Source organism: Oceanobacter sp. ABM4_470, assembly GCF_056158645.1.
The window spans coordinates 2,253,205-2,272,129 of sequence record NZ_JBSWTR010000001.1 but is presented as its reverse complement, the minus strand read 5'-3'; the positions used below and the strand labels follow the sequence as shown (position 1 = coordinate 2,272,129).

The window sequence follows — 18,925 nt, the reverse complement described above, 5'->3', positions numbered from 1 at the left end:
GAAGTATTTTGTGAGCCACCTGGACCGAATTCGTAATTTCTCCATCATTGCCCACATCGACCACGGCAAATCGACCCTGTCTGATCGTTTTATTCAGGTGTGTGGTGGTTTGAGTGACCGTGAAATGCAGCAGCAAGTGCTGGATTCCATGGATATCGAGCGTGAACGCGGCATCACGATCAAGGCCCAGAGCGTTACGCTGGACTACAAGGCCAAAGACGGTAACACCTACCAGCTGAATTTTATTGATACACCGGGACACGTGGACTTCAGCTATGAAGTATCCCGCTCGCTGTATGCCTGTGAAGGTGCGCTGCTGGTGGTTGATGCCGCTCAGGGTGTGGAAGCGCAGTCGGTTGCCAACTGCTACACCGCCATTGAGCAAGGCCTGGAAGTGCGTCCGGTACTGAACAAGATGGACTTGCCGCAAGCCGAGCCAGAACGCGTGGCGCAGGAAATTGAAGAAATCATTGGTCTTGATGCCATGGACGCTGTGCGCTGTAGCGCCAAGAGCGGCCTGAACATCGAAGACGTGCTGGAAGATCTGGTGGCCAACGTACCGCCACCGGAAGGTGATATTGATGCACCATTGCAGGCATTGATCATCGACTCCTGGTTCGACCCTTACCTGGGCGTTGTGTCCCTGATTCGTGTGAAAAACGGCTCGATTCGCAAAGGCGACAAGATTCGCCTGAAGAGCACCGGCAAGGACCACGGCGTTGACGGCGTGGGTATCTTCACACCAAAACGCAAGGAAACCGGCGAGCTGCGCACCGGTGAAGTGGGCTACATGGTCGCGGGTATCAAAGACATTCATGGTGCCCCGGTGGGTGACACCATTGTGTCGTCCAAGCACCCGGACACGGCCCCGATCCCGGGTTTCCAGAAGGTTAAACCGCAGGTATATGCTGGTTTGTTCCCGGTCAGCTCCGACGACTTCGAAGACTTCCGTGACGCATTGGAAAAACTGTCCCTGAACGACGCTTCGTTGTTCTACGAGCCAGAAAGCTCTGACGCTCTGGGCTTCGGTTTCCGCTGTGGCTTCCTGGGCATGTTGCACATGGAGATCATTCAGGAACGTCTGGAGCGTGAATACGACCTCGACCTGATCACCACGGCGCCAACGGTAATCTACGAAGTTGTCAACAAGAAAGGCGAGAAGCTTGAAGTAGATAACCCGTCGAAGTTACCAGACGCGGGCAGCATCGAAACCATGTTCGAGCCGATTGCTGAATGTAACATCCTGGTGCCGCAGGAACATCTGGGCAACGTGATTACCCTCTGTGTGGAAAAGCGTGGCGTGCAGATGGACATGCAATACACCGGTAGCCAGGTGTCTCTGCGTTATGAAATCCCGATGGCCGAAGTGGTGATGGACTTCTTCGACCGCCTGAAGTCATGCAGCCGTGGTTTTGCCTCGCTGGACTACAACTTCAAACGCTTCCAGGAAGCGCCACTGGTGCGTCTGGACGTGCTGGTTAACGGCGAGCGCGTTGATGCGCTGGCGGTGATCATGCACCGCGACAACGTGCGTCGTCGTGGTAACTCCCTGACCGAAAAAATGAAAGAACTGATTCCACGTCAGATGTTCGACGTGGCAATTCAGGCCGCCGTTGGCAACCAGGTGGTGGCACGTACCACCATCAAGGCAATGCGTAAGAACGTACTGGCCAAGTGTTACGGCGGTGACGTCAGCCGTAAGAAGAAACTGCTGCAGAAGCAGAAAGATGGTAAGAAACGTATGAAGCAGATTGGTAGCGTGGAAATTCCGCAGTCTGCGTTCCTGGCCGTGCTCAAGGTAGATGATTAAGGTACTCGACCGATGAAACGACAATCCGGAATGTCCATGATGGGCTTTATGGCCCTGCTGTTGGGTGTCGGTGTGGCAATCAAACTCAGTATGGCGATTGTGCCTATGTACTGGGATAACCGTTTGCTGCAACAGGTGATCAGCACCATGCACGAATCCCGTTCCGTTAACTCGGCGTCGACCATCAAACAGGTGCGCGCGGTGTTTCAGGATCGGATTCGTTCCAACAACCTCAACATCCCGCTGGACAATCTGGAAGTCAAACGCGGCCGTAACAAGCTGACCGTTAACCTCAACTACGAGGTGCGCGGTCATCTGGTCGCCAACCTGTTTGCGGTTGGCCAATTTTCCGTACATGAAGAATTCGAATAAGTGAACGACCCATTACTCAAGCTCTCCCAGCGACTGGGATACACATTTAACGACGAAAGCCTGGTGACGCTGGCGCTGACTCATCGCAGCAAAGGCGGCACCAACAACGAGCGACTGGAGTTTCTGGGCGATTCGATTCTGAACTTTGTGATTGCCGAAGACCTGTACCAGCGTTTCCCGCAGGCTCGTGAAGGCAAGCTCAGCCGTTTGCGCGCCCGCATGGTGAAAGGCAAGACACTGGCCGAAGTGGCACGGGATTTTGATCTTGGCGACTTCCTGCTGCTGGGCTCCGGCGAGCTGAAAAGCGGCGGCCACAAGCGTGAATCGATTCTGGCCGATGCGGTTGAAGCCATTATCGGTGCCATTTATCTCGATTCCGGTCTCGACAGTGCCCGTGATCGCATTTTGTCATGGTACGCCAGTCGTCTGGATGATCTGAGCCTGGAAGACCCGATCAAGGACCCGAAAACCCGTCTGCAGGAATACCAGCAGGGGCGTCATCTGGCCTTGCCCAAATACGAAGTCCTTTCTGTACAAGGTCCTTCCAACGAGCAGGTGTTCAAGGTCGAAGTGAAAATCCCTGACGCCACACCATACGTTGCCGAAGGCAGCAGCCGCCGCTCAGCCGAGCAGGCCGCAGCAATGAAATTACTGTCCGCACTGGGCATCAGCGAGGCTGAGGAATGAGCGTGAAAACCGGATTTGTGGCCATTGTTGGCCGCCCGAACGTCGGTAAATCGACCCTGTTGAACCGCATTTTGGGGCAGAAGTTGTCGATCACCTCGCGTAAGCCACAAACCACTCGTCACCAGATTCTGGGGATCAAAACCGAAGACGACGTACAGATTATCTACGTCGACACGCCGGGGATGCACCAGCGTCAGGAAAAAGCCATCAACCGCTACATGAACAAGGCGGCGACGACGGCGGTTAAAGACGTCGACTTGGTGGTGATGGTGATTGACCGTACCCGCTGGACCGAAGAAGACGAAATGGTACTGGAAGCCATCAAGGGCCAGCGTGCTCCGGTGGTGTTGGTGGTCAACAAGGTCGACTTCCTCAAAGACAAGGATTCCTTGCTGCCATATATGCAGGAGCTGTCGACCAAGTATCCGTTTGAGCAAATCGTGCCCATCAGTGCCAAGCACGGCAACAACGTCGATCGCTTGGAAAATCTGATCGACAGCTACATTCCGGAAGGCGATTATTTCTATCCGGAAGACCAGATTACCGACCGTAGCTCGCGCTTTCTGGCGGCTGAACTGGTGCGTGAAAAAATCATGCGGCAGTTGGGTGACGAACTGCCGTATGAAATGACGGTTGAAATTGAAGAGTTCACCCACGATGGCACGCTGGCAGAAATCAGTGCATTGATTCTGGTTGAGCGCGCCTCGCAAAAACGCATTGTGATTGGTGAAGCCGGTTCTCGTATCAAACGTATTGGTCAGGACGCTCGCAAAGACATGGAAACCATGTTCGATTGCAAGGTGATGCTGAACCTGTGGGTGAAGGTCAAATCCAACTGGTCCGACGACGAACGCGCCCTGCGCAGTCTGGGATACGACGACCGCTAATCATGCAGCGGCTGGTGGTTTTGCATCAGCGACCAATGGGCGAAAGCAATTGGTTGCTGAACATCTTCAGTGAGCAGGATGGCCACCAGCTTGTGCTTGCTCCCCGCCGTGCGGGTAGGCTGACGCTATGGCAGCTGTACCAGGGCGAATGGCGCAGTGATAAGGATTGGCCCCGCATGACGGTCATTGATCGCTTGTCCGAGTTCAAGTATCAGCGCCAGCAACTCTTCTGTTGTACGTACCTTTCTGAATTATTGATCCAGCTGCTGCCCATGGCCGATGCCCAGCCGCAGCTGTTTCAGCGTTTCCTGACGCTGCTGGAAGCCATGCAAACGCCACAGGCGTTGGAGCCCTGGCTACGCATTTTCGAATACCAATTGCTACAGGCCCTCGGTTTTGGCTTTGACTGGCACCAGACGGCGGAAGGGCAGCCGGTGCAGGCAGATCGCAGCTATGAGTTCCGAGCGGAGCTCGGGCTGTTGGAAATCGATGCCAGCCAATCAAGCCAGGGATTGCCGGGGCAGGCGCTACTGGAGCTGGCTGATGGGGCGTTTAATCGCCGTAATCTGGCGGTTGCCAAACAGGTGCTGAGGCTGGCACTGTCGCAACATCTTTCAAAACCTTTGGTCAGTCGGCAATTGTTTGCCATGCCCTGAAGGGTTGCTATCCATCTTGAGGAGAATTTACCGTGTCTCAATCCCGCGTATTGTTGGGCGTTAACATCGATCACATCGCCACCCTGCGTCAGGCCCGTAGCACTCGCTACCCGGACCCGGTACAGGCGGCGTTTGTTGCCGAGCAAGCCGGTGCGGATGGCATCACCATTCACCCTCGTGAAGACCGTCGTCATATCCAGACCCGCGACGTCTACGTGCTGAAGGAAACCCTGGCAACCCGTATGAACCTCGAAATGGCCGTCACCGATGCCATGATTGAGTTGGCCGAAGACATTGAGCCTGCCTGTGTTTGTCTGGTGCCGGAAAAGCGTGAAGAACTGACGACTGAAGGCGGCCTTGACGTTGTTGGTCAGGAAGCAGCGATTACCGCAGCCGTTGCGCGTTTGGCGGCGGTTGGCAGTGAAGTGTCGTTGTTTATCGACCCGGATAACGCTCAAATTGACGCCGCGGTTCGCTCTGGTGCGCCGGTGATTGAGCTGCATACCGGCCGTTATGCCGACGCCGAAAGCCGCGAAGAAGCTGATGCCGAGCTGGAACGCATTCGCGCCGCTGCTGCCTATGCCGCTGACAAGGGCCTGATTGTGAATGCTGGTCATGGCTTGAACTATCACAACGTTGAGCCGATTGCCGCCATTCCACAAATGAACGAACTGAACATCGGCCACGCCATTGTTGCGCATGCCGTGTTTGTGGGCTTTGAACGTGCGGTGGCAGAAATGCGCACGCTGCTGGAAAACGCCCGTCGCTGAGTGAACCATGACCGCGGAAGCACAGTCGCTGAATAATTTGCCAGCTGGTGTGGTTGGGGTTGGCACGGACCTGATTCGGGAGTCCCGTTTACAAGGTTCGCTGGATCGCCACGGCGAGCGGTTTGCTCGCCGTATCCTGACCGAGGCCGAACGGCTGTTATGGCAGCAGCGTCGTTGCTCGGTAAACTTCCTTGCCAAGCAATACGCCGCCAAGGAAGCACTCGCCAAGGCGCTGGGTACCGGAATTGCGAAAGGCGTGGGCTTTCAGCAACTGGAAGTGCTGCGTAACGAGCAGGGGGCACCTTATGCCGTGCTGCATGGTGCCGCCAGGGAGCGATTGGAAGCGCTGGGCGGTCGTCGAGCCTGGATCAGTTTGACCGACGACGATCAGATGATTCAGGCTTTTGCCGTGCTGTCTGCCTGATTCAACAACGATGGCCAGTCGTTCTGGCTGGCCCATTGTTCCAGTGTCACTGACGCTTCGATCACTGCGCGCAGCTTGTTTGGCAGTTGCTCGTGCTGCTGCTGTTTCAGGGCTGTTTCCATGCTGTGTAACGTCTGTTGCAGAGCGGGCACACCACAGTAGCGGGTTGCCCCGTGCATGCGATGAATGGCGCTCTGCAATCCTTCCAGATCTTCCTCTTCCCACAGTTCGCGGATCACATCGGTTTCTTCACTGAGCGTTTTCAGTAACATGGTCATCATGTCGGTTGCCAGTGCAGGCTTGCCGCTGGCAGCTTTCAATGCTCGCTGGGGACAGAATGCCGGAGCGGGTTCGTCAGCGCTGTTTGCTGCTGGTTCAGAAGGTTTGGACTGTTCAGGTTCCTGAGCCTGCTCATCGGCCCAGGCGTTGTCTTCACTGGCACGGTAGCCGGTCCACTCCTCGACGCACTCAATCAACTCTTCGGTGGAAATAGGTTTGGTGCAGTAGGCATTCATGCCAGCCCGCAGCAATTCCTTGCGTTCATCAGCCATGGCATGGGCGGTCAGGGCAACCACAGGCAGTGCTTGTTTGCCCGGTAGCTGGCGGATTTGCTGGGTGGCTTCCAGACCGTTCATACCCGGCATCTGGATGTCCATAAACACCATATCAAAGTTGCCTTCAGCAACCCGCTCAATGGCTTCGGGGCCGGAGCTGGCACCTTCGGTGGGCAGGCCTAGAAGGTTTAGCAGGGTGACCTGCATTTTCTGGTTTGGCTCGGAATCATCCACCACCAGAATCGACGGTGCAGGCATGTTCTGGTCTGACGGGTTGCGTTGTTTATCGCGCTCGTCGTCGTCGGCTTTTTTACCACTCAGCAGGTTATTCAGCACCTTGTGCAAGCGCATGCTGTTGAGTGGTCGGGACAGGCAAATGGCCGCACCATAGCTGTCGAGGGCCTGACGGTCCTCTTCTCGGTCGCTGTCGACCAGCGCAATAATTGGCACGCCATGAGGCACCAGTTGCGACACCAGGCGCTGGCATTTGGAGCTACCAATCAGCTCGCTCTTGATGGCCATCACCACGGCATCAATATTCAGGCTCTGGTTGTTCAGCAACTGATCCAGCTCGTTGGCGTTGCGGCAGTTGGTGCTATCCAGTTGCCATTCCGTCAGTAGCTGGTGAATGTTGTTACTGCTGTGCTTGCGGTCGTCCAGCACGACAATGTGGCCGTGACCCAGTGATGGCAGGGCTGCACGTTGCTCAGGGTCGATGTCCAGCGATACATGGAAGCTGAAAGTGGAGCCTTCGCCGGGGGCGCTTTCGATACGAATATCACCGTGCATTTCCTGCACCAGTGCCCGTGCGATAACCAACCCCAGACCACTGCCACCGAAACGCCGCGATGTGCTGCTGTCGGCTTGGGTAAAGGCATTGAACAACTTGTTTTGTTGTTCGGTGGTCATGCCGATACCGGTGTCACGGATCTCGACCAGAATGCTGGCTTGATTATTACGCTGGTTGATCAGTGAAATCTGCATCGACACCGAGCCGCTCTCGGTGAACTTGATGGCGTTGTTCACCAGATTGCGTATCACCTGTTTCAGGCGGCTGCCGTCACCTACGACGCAGCAAGGCACGGCAGGATCAATATTCAGCAGCAGGTCGAGGCCTTTCTTCAGACCCATTGGGGCACAGGCGATCAGTTCGTGCTCGGCTATTTGACGCAAGTTGAACGGCTCGTGTTCCATGATCAGCTTGCCCGCTTCAATTTTGGACAGGTCGAGTACGTCGGTCAGCAACCGCAGCAAATCGGCCGCCGAGGTTTCCATAATCCTGAGGTAATCGATCTGCTGGTCGGTCATTCGGGTGCGGCCCAGCAGATTCATGTAGCCGTTGATGCCGCTCAGCGGGGTGCGGATTTCATGGCTGATGTTGGCCAAAAACTCCGATTTCATGCGGCTGGCTTGTTCGGCTTCACGCTGGCCCAGCAACAACTGACGGTTGCGGATTTCGAGGTCGTCCATGGTTTCCTGAATGTCCCGGGTGGCCTCTTCCAGGGTGCGTTGGAATTCCGCTTCCGAGCGTTGCAGGTTCGACGCCAACTTATTCAGGTGGATGGCGATATCGCCCAGTTCGCCGCCGCCATCAGGTCGAACACGTGTTTCATATTTGCCTTCGGTCATGCGGCGCATGGCATCAAGAATTTCCCGCGATGGACGCGAAAACTGACGGCTGATGTAAATAGCCAGCATCAAACAGGCAAACAGGGTGGCCAGAATCAGGCCCAGCGATGAGGCCAGGTGGCGGTAGGCTTCGAGGCTGGTATTGGCTGATGACAGTTCGAGCTCGGCCCACCCTAGCAAGCGCGGCGTTGGGTCCTGCTCGGCAAAGAAGTCGTCTGATACCTGATCGGAAATCTCCAGGTTCTGGGCAATGATTGGCGCGCGAATACGAACCGAGCTCGAAGTACGCATCAGGTGCAGCTGTCCCCGCTGTACCTGTGAGCCGCCTAGCTGATCGGTTTTCATGCGGGGGCCTGAGTGGGCCAGTAAATCCATGTCCTGGTTGTAAATACTGACCGCACGAACGTCCGGTTCTTCCAGCATGTTGTTGGCGATATTTTGCAGAATGGCGTTATTGCCGATGGTGACACCGTATTCGCACACCGGAGCCAGCTGTTTGGCCATGGCCAGTGCTCGCTCTTCCAGCAGGTCGCCGAGATCCTGAAAACGCTGGGTAATAAAGAAGCCGCCTAACACCAATGACAGCAACAATCCGGGCAGCATGCCCATCAGCAAGAAACGATGTTGAATATTCCAGTTTTTCATCGGCAAACCATCATGCAGGCGAACGGCCGCCAGCAATGCAGCCCTGTATTCGGGAAAGGTCGGTAGAGACTACTGGTGATGGTCGGGGGGTGCAATAAAAGGCCGTTGATATCTGCCGTCTGGTGGGGAAGGTTGTGGGACGATTTGCGCCATGACTTTGGCGATTGCTGTTCCTTTGTGTACTGCTAACCACTGCATAACCAAAGAAAGATTTATTATTAAAATATTTCGCGCTTCAGGCGTACCATGTATGCCATTTTGTTATAAGCGCCGTATTTGCCGGCTAACGTACCAGGTTTCCTTATGTCTTCAGAGCAATACCCGAACACCCAGTATCCAACCATTACGGATTGCATTGGCAATACGCCACTGGTGCGATTGCAGCGTATGGGCAGTAACGAGCGTGGCAATCAGGTATTGCTGAAGCTGGAAGGCAACAACCCGGCGGGTTCGGTCAAGGATCGTCCGGCCTTGTCGATGATCCAGCTGGCTGAACAGCGTGGCCAAATTACCCCGGGCGATACCCTGATTGAAGCCACCAGTGGCAATACCGGCATTGCTCTGGCAATGGCCGCGGCCATGATGGGCTACAAGATGATTCTGATCATGCCGGACAACAGCACCATGGAACGCCGTTGGGCCATGCAAGCCTACGGTGCCGAGCTGATTCTGGTGGCTGGTATGGAAGAAGCCCGCGACCTTGCCTCGCGCATGGAAGCAGAAGGCAAAGGCATTGTGCTTAACCAGTTTGGCAACCTCGATAACCCACAAGCCCACTATGAGGGCACCGGGCCGGAAATCTGGCAGCAGACGGCTGGTCAGGTGACCCACTTCGTCAGCTCCATGGGTACAACGGGAACCATCATGGGCACCTCTCGTTACCTGAAGGAACAAAATCCGGACGTGACGATCGTCGGTTTGCAGCCGTCAGACGGTGCGTCCATTCCGGGTATTCGACGTTGGCCGCAGGAATACCTGCCGACCATTTTTGACCAGCAGCGGGTTGATCAGGTGCTGGATATCGGCCAGCAGGATGCTGAAGACACCATGCGTCAGCTGGCCCGAGAAGAAGGGATTTTCTGTGGCGTATCGTCAGGTGGCGCTGTTTTTGCTGCCTTGCAGCTGGCACAGACACTGCAGAACGCCACTATTGTGGCGATTGTGTGTGACCGCGGTGATCGTTATTTGTCCTCTGGTGTGTTTGCACCCCGATAAATAGCCAAACCCTGTCGGCTTTCTGACCGGCGGGGTTGCAAAACCTTCTCCAGTGCCAATACTGTGCGCCGACTCGAACGGAGGGGACTCAGGTGGCATCACCACGAACATTGCAACTAACCATTCAGGATCTGACGTCAGAAGGGCAGGGCGTTGCCCGGCTTGGACGTGATGTGTATTTCGTGCCGGGGGCGTTACCCGGAGAAACCGTCACGGCGCGTCTGGATGGCCGTCGCAAGAAAGTCTGGATGACCCGCCTGGTATCGGTGGATACCCCGAGTGCCGATCGGGTCGAAGCTCCGTGTGCTCATTATCAGCGTTGCGGTGGCTGCGATTTGCAGCATCTGCAGTACGATGCTCAGGTGAACTTCAAGCAACAGCGGGTTGAGCGTGAGTTTCGCCGCTATGGCATTGAGGTGCCAGAGTGGGCGGCACCGATCACCGCATCGCCGTGGCAGTATCGCCGCAAGGCGCGTTTGGGTGTGCGCTTCAGCAAGGACAAGCAGCAGAACTTTGTTGGTTTTCGGGAACATGCCTCCGAGCACCTGACCAACATTAATCATTGTCAGGTACTGCCGTCGTTTGAAGTACTGGACTGGTCTGCCTGGCGTAGCCTGCTGGAAAGTCTGGCTGGGCGCGATCGCATCAGTCAGATTGAAGTGGTGGCCGCCGATAACGCCATGGCGCTGGTGCTGCGAGTATTGAAACCGCTGTCTGCCGACGACAAAAAAGCGCTGTCCGATTTCGTGAGTCGTCATGGTGCAAAGATGCTGAGCGACACCGTTGCGGGCAGCACGCTGGAATCCGGTCAGTTGCCAGAGAACTACGAAGTGCAGTTGTGGACCAGCGGTGGGCGCGGCACTGAGCCTGAGTGCCTGTACCCTGACGCCGCGCAAACACTGGTGCATATGGTTGATGAACAACCGTTAAAAATGCAGCTGAGCGACTTCTTTCAGGTCAATGGTGCGGTTAATCGCACCATGGTCATGCAGGCCATCGACTGGCTGAATCCACAACCGGACGACGTCATCTGGGATCTGTTTGCAGGCCATGGCAACTTCAGCATGCCGCTGGCGCGGCGTTGCCAGCAGGTCCACGCCGTGGAAGTGCAGGACAGCATGGTCAGCAGTTTGCGGCAGCAGGCTGAATCGCTGGCGCTGTCCTTGCATGCGGTGGAGGCGGATTTGTCCGAGCCCGGCAAGCTTGCTGCGCTGCCACAACCGGACAAGGTGCTGCTGGACCCGCCAAGAGTGGGGGCAGCAGCCCAAATAGACGAATTGAACAACCGTAAGGTGTCGCAGATTGTGTATGTGTCTTGTGACGCGGCGACCCTTGCGCGTGACCTTGGTCGGCTCACCGAAGCCGGCTATCGAGTTGAAAAAGCAGGCATCATGGATATGTTCCCACAGACCCATCACGTGGAAACCATGGTGCTGCTAAGCCATCAGGGAAAATAACAATGGTAAAGGTGCGGGAAGACTTGCCGGTTTGGCATGACGGATCACTGGACATCGAACAATGGCTGGAAAAGGTCAAACAGGTTTACGACCTGCGTGAACCGGAAGCCTTGCTGAATGCACTCGATCTGGCCAAACAGCTGTCGGACGAAGCCATCGCCAAGCAAACCTGGTGGGCGGTCGACAGTATGCAAATGGGCCTCGAAATGGCCCAGATTTTGATGGATCTGCGGTTGGATACCGAATCCATCATCGCCGCCGTGCTGTATCGTGGTGTGCGTGAAGGCCGCCTGCCTTTGGCCAAGGTAGAGCGTGAATTTGGCAGCGAAGTTGCCAAGCTGATTGAAGGCGTACTGCGGATGGCGGCTATCAGCGCCATTCAGAATTCCTCTGGCGAAACCGTGCTGGGCCAGCGTGAAGCCCAGGTCGATAACCTGCGCAAGATGCTGGTAGCCATGATCGACGATGTGCGGGTGGCACTGATCAAGCTGGCCGAACGTACCTCAGCCATCCGGGCGGTGAAGGACGCTCCGGACGAGCGCCGTCGCAAGGTGGCTGAAGAAGTCTTCAATGTTTATGCCCCGCTGGCGCACCGGTTGGGCATTGGTCACCTGAAGTGGGAGCTGGAAGACCTGGCGTTCCGCTACATGCAGCCGCAAGCCTACAAACAAATCGCCTCTTTGCTGGACGAAAAACGGATTGCCCGTCAGGACTACATCGACAACGTGGTGCAAACCCTGCGCGATGAGCTGTTCGGAGCCGGTATTCGCTGCGACGTCTACGGCCGCGCCAAGCATATCTACAGTATCTGGCGCAAAATGAGCCGCAAGAATCTGGATTTCTCGCAAATCTATGACATTCGAGCAGTGCGCATTCTGGTGCCGGAGCTGCGCGACTGCTACGCCACACTGGGGATTGTTCACACCCGCTGGCGTCATATTCCCAATGAATTTGACGACTACATCGCCAACCCCAAGGAAAACGGCTATCGCTCGTTGCATACCGCGGTAATCGGTCCGGAAGGCAAGATTCTGGAGGTGCAAATCCGTACCCACGCGATGCACGAAGATGCCGAGCTGGGTGTCTGTGCGCATTGGCTCTACAAAGGTACGGACACCGGTGGCAAGGATCAGGGCTATGAGCAGAAAATTGCCTGGTTGCGCTCGGTGCTGGAATGGCACGAAGAACTCGACGACCTGCCTGAGCTGGCGCAAGAACTGCGCAGCGACATCAACCCGGATCGCATTTACGTGTTTACGCCGGAAGGCCACGTGGTTGATCTGCCACCCATGGCCACGCCGGTCGACTTTGCCTATCGGGTGCACACAGAAGTCGGCAACAAGTGCCGTGGCGCCAAGGTGAATGGCCGTATCGTGCCACTCACCTACATCCTCAAAACCGGCGAGCAGGTGGAAATTCTGACCCACCCTAACGCCCATCCAAGCCGCGACTGGATGTATCCGGATTCCGGTTATATTCACACCAGCCGTGCTCGTGCCAAGGTGGCTCACTGGTTCAAATTGCAGGCTCGTGACCAGAACGTCGAAGAAGGCCGTGCGTTGGTATTCCGTGAACTCGATCGTCTCGACCTGTCGCAGGAACCGCTGCACGACATTGCCCAGCATATGAACATGAAATCGGTCGATGACATGTTTGCGGCGGTCGGTGCTGGTGACATGCGTGTTGGCCAGATCGTGAATCAAGTACTGCGCCAGACCGATCAGGGCCATTCGCAGCAGGAACTGCCGTTGCTGCGCAAGAGCGAGTCCAATTACAAGCCGGGCAAGGACGATATTCATATCGATGGTGTCGGCAACTTGCTGACCCAGATGGCCCAGTGCTGTCATCCAGTGCCAGGCGACGACATCAAGGGCTACATCACCATCGGCCGTGGGGTGACCGTGCACCGCAGCGACTGTGAAAACCTGCTGCACCTTGAGGCCATCGAGCCTAGCCGGGTACTGCAGGTCAGCTGGGGCAGTGCTCCGGCAAAAACCTATCCGGTGGAAATGTCGATTCTGGCTTACGACCGTACCGGCCTGCTGCGTGACGTCAGTGCCATTCTGGCCAACGAGCGGGTTAACGTGATTGGCGTAAATACCCAGTCCAACCAAGGCGAAAACACCGCCAGCATGCAGCTGACGGTGGAAGTGGAAAGTCTTGAGAACCTCGGTCGTCTGATGCAGAAGATCGAACAGCTGCCGAACATCATGTCGGCCCGTCGAATCCGCGCAGGAGGTCAGTCTTGAGTTATCAGCTCGACGATCTGCTGACCCTGATGGCCCGTTTGCGTAACCCGCAAACCGGCTGTCCATGGGACCTGAAGCAGGACTTCGCCAGTGTGTTGCCACACACGCTGGAAGAGGCATACGAAGTTGCCGACGCCATTGAGCGGCAGGACTGGCCTCATCTTGAAGAAGAGCTGGGCGATTTGCTGTTTCAGGTGGTGTTCTACGGCCAAATGGGCACCGAGCAAGGCCACTTTGACTTCTCCAGCATTATTGACCGGCTGGTTCGCAAGCTGATTCGACGCCATCCGCATGTGTTTCCGGATGGCACTCTGAACAGCGAACGAGATCCTTCTGTTACCCCGCAAGACGCCGAAATCGGTGCCAACTGGGAAGCCATCAAGGCCGAAGAAAAAGCCGAAAAGCGCCAACGAGCGATCGAGGCTGGCATTGAACTGCGCGGGAGCGAACGCCTGTTAGATAGCGTGCCGCCGACCATGCCTGCGCTGACCCGGGCCGTGAAACTGCAAAAGAAAGCCAGCACCGTCGGCTTCGACTGGAACGACCCGAAGGCCGTGATTGGAAAGATTCGAGAAGAACTCGACGAAGTTGAAGTGGAAGTGGTGGCTGACGACCGTGAGCGCATCGAGTCGGAAGTGGGCGACCTGTTGTTTGCCGTGGCTAATCTGGCCCGCCATTACAAGATTGACCCGGAAGTTGCCCTGCGCGGCACCAACAGTCGCTTCAGTCGTCGCTTTGAAACCGTTGAAGACGACGCCATAGAGGCCGGCGGTTGGGACCATGTAGACCTGGCGCAGATGGAAGCCTCCTGGCAAACAGCCAAGCTAAAAGAAAAACAGGGCGGAAAGCTCAAATAGAAGCGGCTGCATCGACAGGCGCGGACTCTCAGGACTCCTGAAGCTACCCGCCTGGCCCACACTCGACATTTTAATGCTTGTCGGCGTTGATCTTCTGCAAATGCTTACGGGTTAACGCCAGAAATTCCGGCGTTGGCCCGACGTCTTCGTACATTGGAAACCCTTCCTCATCCTGAGCGATGACCTTGTCGCCCTGCACATACGGAAAACCACTGGCCAAATCGTTCAACGCGGCATGTACCAGGTCGCGCATCAGGCGTTCCCTGGTTAGCCCCGGAAACATCTCCAGCAGAGCTTCAACCCGCGCTGAATCCTTGTGATTAAGCTGTATCGGGTAGCTTTCGGCTGATATCTGCTCCCCATACTCGGCTTCCCAATGGTTGATCAATTCGCTGGCTTTCATCGTTTTCTCCTTTCACATCGCTCTTTTATTTTGGTATGAATGTTCGAAAACGTTCGGAAATTTTTTCAATCAAAGCCGTCTAAACTGGCATTCATGCCGCACTGACTGCTATCCATTAAGGACCCTCTGAATAACCCTGTGACCGCTCTGGATGACAGGGCGACGCTGAATCACGAAGCTGATTTGCAGGCCTGACGGGTCAAGTCAAAAATCAGCGACACAGAGTCAGCAATGCCCTGCCATCCCCGCAGGGCGCGGCCTGCAGCCCGCCATAACGGTGTTGGCGAACCTGCGCGGTCCGATAGGAAAGGGCAAGCCATTCCGCTACATTCGCCGCCTTGTTCTGACAACCTGCAGGGCACGCGCACGACTGCATGGATGCAGGAGGTAGGGCGAAGCAGGAAGCCAGAGCCGAGAGCTGTGCAGAGTTATTCAGAGGGCCCTTAATAGAGAAACTACATTCAGACAGTCATTTACGTCAGCTAGGGAGACACAGGCCATGAGCGAACTCGACCCGAGATTGCGTGACAAGGTACGTATGCTGGGCAATCTGCTGGGCAATACCATTCGTAACGGCGAAGGCGAAGCCATTCTGGACTGTATTGAAACCGTCCGGCAGCAGGCCAAGCAGGCACGAACCGGCGACAGGGATCAACGAGAGGTGTTGTTGAACACTCTGAAAAACCTGTCTGAAGAGGAACTGCTACCGGTGGTACGTGGTTTCAACCAGTTCCTTAACCTTGCCAACATTGCCGACCAGCAGCATGGCACCAGCTGGCGTCGCTCTGACGCGCTGAAATCCGACCTCGACACCATGTTCTCGAATTTGCTGGAGCGTTTGCAGCAGCATCAGACCGACATGGCCTCGCTGACTCAAAAAGTCGCCGACCTCAACATCGACCTGGTACTGACCGCACACCCCACCGAAGTCACCCGGCGCACCCTGATTCAGAAATACGATGACGTGACCCGCGCCTTGCAGCAGCTCGACGACCTCAGCGAGTCCCACCCCAAGCGGGCGCAGATTGAGACCGAGCTTGCTCAGCTGGTGGAAGAAATCTGGCATACCAACGAGATCCGCAAAACCCGGCCAACCGCCGTCGATGAAGCCCGCTGGGGCTTTGCAGTGATCGAAAACTCGTTGTGGACGGCGATGCCGGACATGATGCGGGATCTCGATAAACACTTGCAGAATTTCGGCGCCGAGGCGCTGCCGCTGGATGCCCGGCCGATTCGTTTTGCGTCGTGGATGGGCGGCGACCGTGATGGCAACCCGAACGTGACCGCCAAAGTAACCCGTGAGGTGTTGTATCTGGCCCGCTGGATGGCAGCTGACCTGTTCTTGCGTGATATCGATGAACTGGGCAGCCAGCTGTCGATGAGCTGCGCCTCGTCAGAGCTGAAGCGAGCCTATCCGGAACAACCGGATGAACCGTATCGAGCCTGTATGCACGAACTGCGCAGCCGTCTTGAAGATACCCGCAACTGGGCCAATGCCCGCCGTCGTGGGGAAGAATTCGAAGGCAACCCGCTGCTCGACGACGCTGAGCTGATGGAACCGCTGCAAATGTGTTACCGCAGCTTGATGGAGCAAGGGCTGGAGCGCATCGCCAAAGGACAGTTGCTGGATACCATTCGCCGCGCCGCCTGCTTCGGCTTGACGCTGGTACGACTCGACATGCGACAGGAATCCTCTCGCCATGCGGGGGTGATGCAGGAAATTTGTGAATATTACGGCTGGGGTGACTACCGCAGCTGGCCGGAGCAACAAAAGCAGGAGTTCCTGCTGCGCGAACTGTCGTCCCGCCGACCGCTGGTGCCGAAGCACTGGTCACCTTCGGCGGAGGTGCAGGAAGTGCTCGACAGCGTAGCGGTATTGGCGACCGAAGCCGGAGCCGGGGTGTCGTGCTACATCATCTCCATGGCCAGTGAGCCGTCCGATATTCTGGCGGTCACCTTGCTGCTGCAAGATGCCGGTGTTCGCAATCACTTCCCGGTGGTGCCACTGTTCGAAACCCTCGACGACTTGCAGCAATCTGCCCCGCGGATGGAAAAGCTCTGGCAGGTTGAATGGTATCGCCACTACTGCCAGCGCAAGCAACAGGTGATGATTGGCTATTCCGACTCGTCCAAGGATGCCGGTCAGCTGGCCGCAGTGTGGGCGCAATATCAGGCCCAGGAAGCACTGACTGACATTGCCGAGCAAGCGGGTATCTCACTGGTGCTGTTCCATGGTCGTGGTGGCACGGTTGGCCGTGGTGGCGGCCCGACCCACCGGGGGATTCTGGCGCAGCCGCCGGGGTCAGTGGCGGGTGGCTTGCGCGTGACAGAGCAGGGGGAAATGATCCGCTTCAAGTTTGGCCAGCCGGATATTGCCCGTCGTAACCTGAAAATATATGTCTCGGCCGTGCTGGAAGCCAATCTGTTACCGTCGGAAGCGCCGAAGGCCGAATGGCGTCAGCAAATGAGCGAGCTGGCAGAGTTTGGGGTTGCGTCTTACCGTGAGATGGTGAAAGACACGCCGGAGTTTGTCCGTTACTTCCGCAGTGCCACGCCGGAATCCGAGCTGGGCAAGTTGGCTTTGGGCAGTCGCCCGGCGCGACGCAAAGCTGGTGGTGGCATTGAAACCTTACGGGCGATTCCGTGGATCTTCGCCTGGACCCAGATGCGTCTTATGCTGCCCGCCTGGCTTGGTGCCGACGATGCACTGGAACAATGTCAGCAAGACGGCAAGCTGGAGCAGCTGAAAGGCATGTACCAGCAGTGGCCGTTCTTCCGCACCTACGTTGATATGCTCGAGATGGTGGTCAGCAAGGCCGATCCGGCCATTGCCCAATATTACGAAGCGCGGTTGGTTGAGCCTGAATTGCAGGCGTTGGGTAGCCAGTTGCGGTTACGGCTGGGCAGGGTGAAAGGGCTGGTGCTGGCCATCAACGGCCAGGACCAGCTGCTGGACAACCACCCAATTCTGCGGGATTCGATGACGGTACGGGACCCATACACAGACCCGCTGCATTACTTGCAGGCCGAGCTGTTGTACCGAGAGCGTCAGCATCCGGAGATTGTGCCGCAAGTGGTTGAAGAAGCGATCAAGGTTACCATGGCGGGCATTGCCGCAGGGATGCGAAATACCGGCTAACCTTGCCCGGAACACGGCTGAATAGTGAATATTCAATCGATGAATAAAGCGCCAGTCACTTGTGTGTCTGGCGCTTTTTTGTACGGGTGTTAGTCGTTTTCGGAGCGGAATTGCGAATCAATTTGTATAAATCTCATACCATGACCGGCCACTGTACCGGATTTCGACAGCTGCTTTATCGATTGCTCAAGTCACTGATTCTGAAAGACTAATTGTGTACATCTGGCGGTCTGGGTCATTGGTATCAAGAGGGAGTTAAGCCCTAATGGCGGTTCTGTGACACCAATCAAGTCGCTATACCAAAGTCTTGCGACACTGAAGGCCGAATTCGGTCAGAATAAGTTGAGATTGGGGTCTGGCCAGAGTAAGGTAAGTTCTTTTTTTTGCCCTGGTTAAAAAATAATCAATAAGATTTGACCGAAGGGATTCAAGAAATTCCAAGCTAAAACAACGAGGGGAAACGCATGCGCGTAATTCTTTTGGGCGCGCCGGGTGCGGGTAAAGGCACTCAGGCTCAGTTCATTTGTGAAAAGTACGATATTCCACAAATCTCTACCGGCGATATGCTGCGTGCGGCAGTGAAAGCTGGCACCGAGCTGGGTTTGAAGGTGAAAGAAATCATGGAAACCGGTGGTCTGGTTTCTGATGAAATCATCATCGGTCTGGTAAAAGAGCGCATTCAGCAAGACGACTGCGCCAATGGCTTCCTGCTGGATGGCTTCCCACGCACCATTCCACAGGCAGAAGCCATGCTGGAAGCCGGTGTTGATATCGACGCCGTGGTTGAAATCCACGTTGATGACGAAGAAATCGTTCAGCGTCTGAGCGGCCGTCGTGTACACCCTGGTTCCGGCCGTGTGTACCACGTGGTGTACAACCCGCCTAAAGCGGAAGGCAAGGACGACGAAACCGGTGAAGATCTGGTTCAGCGTGACGATGACCAGGAAGGCACTGTTCGCAAGCGTCTAGCTATCTACCACGAGCAAACCGAGCCGCTGGTTTCCTTCTACAAGGAACTGGAAGCCAAAGGTGGCGACAAGGCACCAAAATACAGCCACATCCCTGGCGTTGGTTCCCTGCAAGACATCACTGCTCGCGTTATGGAAGCACTGGGTTAATCCCGACGCTCCAGAACTGCAAAGAAGCGCCTTCGGGCGCTTTTTTTTGTGGC

Annotated in this window: 15 protein-coding genes; 13 read left to right on the top strand and 2 right to left on the bottom strand. The window is 56.1% G+C overall.

The window, feature by feature from the left end:
* The first annotated feature begins 10 nt into the window (after nucleotides 1-10).
* Genes lepA through acpS form a run of 7 tightly spaced genes read left to right on the top strand, consistent with a single transcriptional unit; the run spans nucleotide 11 to nucleotide 5,606 of the window.
* On the top strand, nucleotides 11-1,810 hold the full coding sequence (gene lepA / locus ACXADJ_RS09920) for a translation elongation factor 4 (protein ID WP_475065274.1): 1,800 nt from the start codon (nucleotides 11-13) through the stop codon (nucleotides 1,808-1,810).
* A gap of 12 nt (nucleotides 1,811-1,822) precedes the next feature.
* Nucleotides 1,823-2,182 carry a DUF4845 domain-containing protein gene (locus ACXADJ_RS09915; protein ID WP_084645186.1) on the top strand — a complete coding sequence of 120 codons (360 nt, stop codon included), beginning with the start codon at nucleotides 1,823-1,825 and terminating at the stop codon, nucleotides 2,180-2,182.
* Nucleotides 2,183-2,869: a ribonuclease III gene (rnc, locus tag ACXADJ_RS09910; RefSeq protein ID WP_475065271.1), complete on the top strand. Its 687-nt coding sequence runs from the start codon at nucleotides 2,183-2,185 to the stop codon at nucleotides 2,867-2,869.
* On the top strand, nucleotides 2,866-3,756 hold the full coding sequence (era, locus tag ACXADJ_RS09905) for a GTPase Era (RefSeq protein WP_028294765.1): 891 nt from the start codon (nucleotides 2,866-2,868) through the stop codon (nucleotides 3,754-3,756). Before rnc ends, era begins: the two co-directional genes overlap by 4 nt.
* A 35-nt stretch (nucleotides 3,757-3,791) precedes the next feature.
* A complete protein-coding gene (gene recO / locus ACXADJ_RS09900) occupies nucleotides 3,792-4,412 on the top strand; it encodes a DNA repair protein RecO (protein ID WP_475065266.1) in 621 nt (206 codons plus the stop codon).
* A 32-nt stretch (nucleotides 4,413-4,444) separates the two neighbouring features.
* Entirely contained in the window at nucleotides 4,445-5,182 is a 738-nt protein-coding gene (gene pdxJ / locus ACXADJ_RS09895; RefSeq protein ID WP_475065264.1) for a pyridoxine 5'-phosphate synthase, read from the top strand.
* A 7-nt stretch (nucleotides 5,183-5,189) separates the two neighbouring features.
* Nucleotides 5,190-5,606 carry a holo-ACP synthase gene (acpS, locus tag ACXADJ_RS09890; RefSeq protein ID WP_475065262.1) on the top strand — a complete coding sequence of 139 codons (417 nt, stop codon included), beginning with the start codon at nucleotides 5,190-5,192 and terminating at the stop codon, nucleotides 5,604-5,606.
* Here acpS and ACXADJ_RS09885 read toward each other — a convergent pair.
* Entirely contained in the window at nucleotides 5,579-8,434 is a 2,856-nt protein-coding gene (locus ACXADJ_RS09885; protein ID WP_475065259.1) for a response regulator, read from the bottom strand. The genes acpS and ACXADJ_RS09885 overlap by 28 nt on opposite strands.
* 303 nt (nucleotides 8,435-8,737) lie before the next feature.
* Between ACXADJ_RS09885 and cysM the strand changes: the two genes are divergently transcribed.
* From cysM to mazG, 4 genes are all read left to right on the top strand, one after another.
* Nucleotides 8,738-9,649, top strand: coding sequence for a cysteine synthase CysM (gene cysM, locus ACXADJ_RS09880; RefSeq protein ID WP_475065257.1), 912 nt, complete (start codon nucleotides 8,738-8,740; stop codon nucleotides 9,647-9,649).
* A 92-nt stretch (nucleotides 9,650-9,741) separates the two neighbouring features.
* Entirely contained in the window at nucleotides 9,742-11,106 is a 1,365-nt protein-coding gene (gene rlmD / locus ACXADJ_RS09875) for a 23S rRNA (uracil(1939)-C(5))-methyltransferase RlmD (RefSeq protein WP_475065255.1), read from the top strand.
* A 2-nt stretch (nucleotides 11,107-11,108) separates the two neighbouring features.
* A complete protein-coding gene (gene relA, locus ACXADJ_RS09870) occupies nucleotides 11,109-13,355 on the top strand; it encodes a GTP diphosphokinase (protein ID WP_028294772.1) in 2,247 nt (748 codons plus the stop codon).
* Nucleotides 13,352-14,212 (top strand): nucleoside triphosphate pyrophosphohydrolase, encoded by an 861-nt coding sequence (gene mazG / locus ACXADJ_RS09865; protein ID WP_475065252.1) that lies wholly within the window; start codon nucleotides 13,352-13,354, stop codon nucleotides 14,210-14,212. Before relA ends, mazG begins: the two co-directional genes overlap by 4 nt.
* Before the next feature lie 70 nt (nucleotides 14,213-14,282).
* On the opposite strand, the gene ACXADJ_RS09860 is transcribed toward mazG, so the two are convergent.
* Complete coding sequence (locus ACXADJ_RS09860) at nucleotides 14,283-14,615, bottom strand: type 1 pili tip component (RefSeq protein WP_475065251.1); 333 nt, start codon at nucleotides 14,613-14,615, stop codon at nucleotides 14,283-14,285.
* Between the two features lie 499 nt (nucleotides 14,616-15,114).
* On the opposite strand from ACXADJ_RS09860, the gene ppc reads away from it, so the two are divergent.
* Together ppc and adk are read left to right on the top strand one after the other, a co-directional pair.
* Entirely contained in the window at nucleotides 15,115-17,754 is a 2,640-nt protein-coding gene (ppc, locus tag ACXADJ_RS09855) for a phosphoenolpyruvate carboxylase (protein ID WP_475065249.1), read from the top strand.
* A 464-nt stretch (nucleotides 17,755-18,218) separates the two neighbouring features.
* The gene (gene adk / locus ACXADJ_RS09850) at nucleotides 18,219-18,872 is read left to right on the top strand and encodes an adenylate kinase (protein WP_028294776.1); all 654 of its coding nucleotides are present in this window, start codon (nucleotides 18,219-18,221) and stop codon (nucleotides 18,870-18,872) included.
* The last annotated feature ends 53 nt before the right edge of the window (nucleotides 18,873-18,925 follow it).